The 5,047-nt window shown below is 48.1% G+C and carries 7 protein-coding genes; 5 read left to right on the top strand and 2 right to left on the bottom strand.

Annotated elements, in window-relative coordinates:
- Positions 1-908, bottom strand: a 908-nt coding sequence (locus PHU49_14420) for a TRAP transporter large permease (protein MDD5245200.1), incomplete at its 3' end; no start/stop codon positions are given.
- Complete coding sequence (locus PHU49_14415; protein MDD5245199.1) at positions 901-1,383, bottom strand: TRAP transporter small permease; 483 nt, start codon at positions 1,381-1,383, stop codon at positions 901-903. The genes PHU49_14420 and PHU49_14415, both read right to left, overlap by 8 nt.
- A 176-nt stretch (positions 1,384-1,559) precedes the next feature.
- Here PHU49_14415 and PHU49_14410 point away from each other — a divergent pair, with 176 nt between their 5' ends.
- From PHU49_14410 to PHU49_14390, 5 genes are all read left to right on the top strand, one after another.
- The gene (locus PHU49_14410; GenBank protein ID MDD5245198.1) at positions 1,560-2,147 is read left to right on the top strand and encodes a molybdenum cofactor guanylyltransferase; all 588 of its coding nucleotides are present in this window, start codon (positions 1,560-1,562) and stop codon (positions 2,145-2,147) included.
- Between the two features lie 3 nt (positions 2,148-2,150).
- Positions 2,151-2,624: a ribosomal protein S18-alanine N-acetyltransferase gene (gene rimI / locus PHU49_14405; protein MDD5245197.1), complete on the top strand. Its 474-nt coding sequence runs from the start codon at positions 2,151-2,153 to the stop codon at positions 2,622-2,624.
- Between the two features lie 55 nt (positions 2,625-2,679).
- Positions 2,680-3,438 (top strand): dihydroorotate dehydrogenase electron transfer subunit, encoded by a 759-nt coding sequence (locus tag PHU49_14400; protein ID MDD5245196.1) that lies wholly within the window; start codon positions 2,680-2,682, stop codon positions 3,436-3,438.
- A complete protein-coding gene (locus tag PHU49_14395; protein MDD5245195.1) occupies positions 3,420-4,325 on the top strand; it encodes a dihydroorotate dehydrogenase in 906 nt (301 codons plus the stop codon). Before PHU49_14400 ends, PHU49_14395 begins: the two co-directional genes overlap by 19 nt.
- 163 nt (positions 4,326-4,488) lie before the next feature.
- Positions 4,489-5,047, top strand: a 559-nt coding sequence (locus PHU49_14390) for a DHH family phosphoesterase (GenBank protein ID MDD5245194.1), incomplete at its 3' end; no start/stop codon positions are given.

The raw sequence follows: 5,047 nt of genomic DNA, 5'->3' as shown, positions 1-5,047 counted from the left end.
TTGGTTACGGCGATAAAGTGGCCGAGTACCGTTGAACCTGCTATGAGCAATATGACCATACAGGCAGTTCTTATGGATTCAACGACAGACTTTACATAACCCTTGAGGTTGAGGTCTCTTCTGATGAATGTAAGGGTAAGAACGAGAAATGTGCCGACACTGCCCGCTTCGGTAGGCGTGAAAATACCTTGCAAGATACCGCCGATGACGAGAAAGAAGATAAGGACAACCCACATGACCTCGGGAATCGACCTGATCCTTTCGCCCCACGTTGATCTTTCACCCTTTGGTCCGACTGCGGGGTTCATCTTGCACCAGCCATATATAACGCCGATAAAAAAGAGGGCGATAAGAAGACCCGGGAATATCCCGGCCAGGAAGAGCCTCCCGATGGACTGGTCAGTGATGATGCCATAGATGATGAGGGTAACGCTTGGCGGAAGCAGAATGCCGAGAGTCCCGACGGTTGCAACGATGCCCGTTGAGAGTCTCTTATCATACCCGTAACGGTCCATCTCAGGGACGGCGACGCTTGCGAAGGTTGCTGCCGTGGCAGGCGAAGAACCGCAGATGGACTTGAAGGCTGTGGCGCCGGCAACGGTTGCCATGGCAAGCCCGCCAGGGATATGGCCGATGAATTTATAGGAGGTATCGAAGAGCCTCTTCGCTATGCCCGAATTAAACGCCACCTGACCCATTAAGACGAAGAGAGGGATTACCGTGAATCCGTATGAGTTCAGGACATCATAGAAGTCTTTCGCCAGGAGATTGAGCGCTGCACTCCAGGATATGAGGTAGCCGAAACCGAGAAACCCTATCAGGATCATTGCAAAGGCAAGCTCGATACCTGTCAGGAAAAGTACAAGGACAACTAATAACCCTATTATGCCTATGGTAACTTCATTCATATTGTCCTCCAAAGATCTTCACGATATCGGCAACCAGGACAAGGCACTGCAGGAAACAGCAAATGCCTATCCCATAGGCGATAGGATAGAACGGGATCTGCCTCGTAAGAGATACTTCACCTGACTTGAAAAGGTCGGCAGCATAGCCAAAAAGCTGCCACCCTATGAGTATGAAGAGTCCTATGCAGACAAGCCTTGTTGTAATATTGACCACGGCCTGTGGGACTCGTGGGAATTTCTGAACGAAGAAATCCACAAAGATATGCCCCCGGAGCCACGAGGTCAGCGGCATACCGAAGCCGATCGCAACGGCCCCGCCAAAGCCAACGATCTCAAAGGTACCGACAATAGGATGTCCGAAATACCTGAGGATAACATCGGCCACGGTAAGAAGCATTATGAACGTTAAGGAGCAAGCCGCTATTGCGTTCATTGCCCTGCTTAATTTCTCTATGATCCAAAGCAGTCCTCCCATAATTCCTCCTGAAAAATTGCAGCTATTTATTTCTTTGTGTGCATGATATGACAAAGCGCAGTGTGTAATAAATATTTTCATGATAAGGGTGTTTTGTCAAGTGAAGAAAATTACAACATGGGGGATGTCGTGTAAAGCGTTCTTTACTCTCATTGGAAAAGATGATAAAAATCTTTATGGCAGACGTTATTAGCGCGATCCTTGCGGGTGGCAAAAGTACAAGAATGGGAAGGGACAAGGCTACACTTATTCTCGATAGTGAACCGTTGATACACAGGGTATATGGTGTGGTGCGTGAGGTCTTCGATAACACTATCGTCGTCTCCAACAACATTAAGGCGCTGCCCGGTATGAACATCCCGATCATAGAGGATGTTGTTGCCTTGCAGAGCCCCTTAGCCGGTATTGTCTCTGCCCTCATACATACCGGCGCGGATTACGTCTTTGCCCTCGCCTGTGATATGCCCTTTCTGTCAGGAGAAGCAATAAGGTACATGCTGGATAATATCAATGGTGAGGATATCATCATACCGAAAACGGAAAAGGGGTATGAGCCGTTCCATGCGATCTATGGCAGGTCCTGTATTTCATATATGCTTACATGCATTGAAAGAGGGAGATACAGGGTAACGGATATATTCCCCTATCTCTCCGTCAAGGCGGTCAAAGAGGCCCCTCTCTTTTTTTGTAATGGTATTTCTGTGTTCACAAACATTAATACAGAAGAAGAGCTTAAAAAAGCGCTGACTATCAGCAGGGGTTGAGGGTTGGGAAAGACCGCGGAAACATACCCTGGCGATGTTACGATAAGGACAATGGGACAGGCAGACCTTGGGGATATACTGGAGATTGAAAGACTCTCTTTTATCTCTCCCTGGACAAGGGGGATGTTTGAAGAGACCATCTTTTCACCGATCGCCAGAAATCTCGTGCTCGAAAAAGATAATAAGGTTATTGGCTATATTATGCTATACTCTGTTGAAGATGAAGCACACATTATGAACATCGCCATAGATCCCGTCCATAGAAGAAAAGGGCTTGGCGTTTATCTCGTAAACTACATTATTGAAGATTGTTCAAGGGATGGTATTACGGATTTCTTCCTTGAGGTAAGAGAAGGCAACAGGGGGGCGCAGGACCTTTACAGAACCCTTGGCTTTTCTGTCATAGGTAAAAGAAAGGGATATTACCGGGAGACCGGCGAGGACGCATACGTGATGCATATGTCGTTAAAGAAGTGACGAGTTCGGCGTTCGGAGTTCGGCGTGAAAGTCAAAAAGGATACATAATACATTTATGGATGATATAGAAGGAAAGATACTCTCAAACCGCAGCATAGCGCCGGGGCATTGCCTGCTCAGGATACGATTGTCCAGGCCCATGGGTGTGGTGAGGCCGGGACAGTTTGTCATGATGAAGGTCCCCGACGGAGGGGTATTCCTCAGGAGGCCCTTTAGTATTTACGATTATCAGAAGGGCGTTCTTACCATCATGTACAAAGTGGTCGGGAAGGGAACGGAACAGCTAAGCAAGGCGCCGGAAGATACACCAATTTTAACGCTGGGTCCGCTTGGCAGGTGGTTTACCGTGAGCAGAAGGAACATCCCTATCGTCGTTGCCGGGGGTATCGGTTTTGCGGGGGTATATGCACTCGTCAAAAAGTTACAGGGTAAAGCGTCGATATTTTTCGGCTGTTCCACGAGCGACGAGGTTGCCCTCCTCAAGGATGCGGTGCCTTTTCATCCTTTTGTCGCTACCCTTGACGGTTCATACGGCTTCAAGGGAAACGTAATCCAGTTATTAAAAATACATTTGAATGGATTGAAAGGTAAAAATGTGGAGATCTTTACCTGCGGCCCTGACAACATGGTGAAGAGCCTTAGAGGACTGATCGAGCCGCACAGGATACCCTGCCAGGTGCTGCTGGAGGAAAGGATGGCGTGCGGCATGGGCCTGTGTTTCGGATGTGTGAAGAAGACAATGGACGCGCAGGAACCCTATAAAAGGGTTTGCAAAGAAGGACCGGTATTCGATCTATGGGAAATATCTCTATAAAACTGTTCGGGAAGAATCTGCGCAATCCCGTGTTCAATGCCTCGGGGACCCTCGGGTACGGCATTGAGATAGAACCGCTCTGGGGCGTTGAGACACTGGGCGCCTACGTCACGAAGGGGCTGTCGATAAAACCCCATCACGGGAACCCGACACCACGGGTATGGGAAGAGCGCCATGGCATGATCAACAGCATTGGTCTCCAGAATGTAGGCGTCGACCGGTTTTTCGACGCATACTTCCCCTTTTTCAAAAGGAAGAAGACCCCCATCATCGTGAACTTTTTCGGTTTTACCGAAGATGAGTATATCGCCTGCGCTGAAAAGATAAAACCCGACAGGTTTATCGTTGCCCTTGAGATGAACCTTTCCTGTCCCAATATCAAGGCGGGCGGGATAAGTTTCGGGAAAGAACCCGATATGGTATTTGATATCGTGAAAAAGGTAAAAGCCGTGACTGAGATACCCCTTTTCGCGAAGCTTACCCCTGAGGTGAAGAATATCGTTGACATAGCGAGGGCGGCCTGCGAAGCAGGCGCTGACGGCCTTACCCTTATAAATACCATGCCTGCTGCCGGGTTTGACGTTAAGAAAAAGAATATCCCTTTAAAAGGGGGACTCTCAGGGCCTGTTCTGAAGCCGATCGCGCTGCGGGCTGTCCACGAATGTTCAAAAGCAGTGCCGGTGCCGATTATCGGTGTGGGCGGGATCATGGATGCCATGGATGCTATCTCTTTCTTCATGGCCGGTGCAAGGGCGATCCAGATCGGCACAGCAACATTTGTCGACCCTTACGCGATACCGAAGATCATAAAGGGAGTGGCAGATTATCTGGATGCAAATGGCCATAAAAAGATTGACGATATTGCCGGGATCGCCAACAATGTATAATAACCAATCATCAATAACCAAGCTCCAATTAATCACCAATACTCAATACTCAATAACCAAACAAGACTATTCTAAACGGTTTATTTTTTGTGATTCGGTCATTGGTTATTGGATATTCACTGGTGATTGGTGTTTGATTATTGGTTATTATGGACTGTAGAATATGAAAGAACCTTTGACCCAGCACACAAAACACGACGAAACCACCATAAGGTCCATTGAGCAGGAGCTTGGTATTCCCAATCTCATGGCGAGGATCCTTGTTGCGAGAGGCATAACGAAACCGGAAGAGGCAGAAACGTTTCTTTATCCGAAACTCGAAGACCTCTCGGACCCCTTTCTCATGCCTGACATGAAAAAGGGTGTTATGAGGGTTGTTGACGCTATACGACAGGGTGAAGCGATATGTCTTTACGGCGATTATGATGCGGACGGAGTGACATCCCTTGCCCTTATGATGAATTTCTTCAGACACCTTGGGATAACACCCCTCATCTATATACCCGAGCGAAAAGAAGGGTACGGGCTCCACTCCCAGGCCGTAAATGTACTGAAGGAGAAAGGTACGAATCTGCTAATCTGCCTCGATTGCGGATCAACAAATATTGAAGAGATCAAACTGGCAAAAAGCCTCGGCATTGAGACAATTGTCATAGACCACCACGAGATGGGAACTGAAATGCCTCCGGCCTTTGCCGTCATCAACCCTAAAAGGGAGGACG

The sequence above is a fragment of the Syntrophorhabdaceae bacterium genome (assembly GCA_028713955.1).
GTDB lineage: Bacteria > Desulfobacterota > Syntrophorhabdia > Syntrophorhabdales > Syntrophorhabdaceae > UBA5609.
The sequence above is the reverse complement of the archived record's forward strand: the minus strand, read 5'-3'. Positions and strand labels throughout refer to the sequence as shown.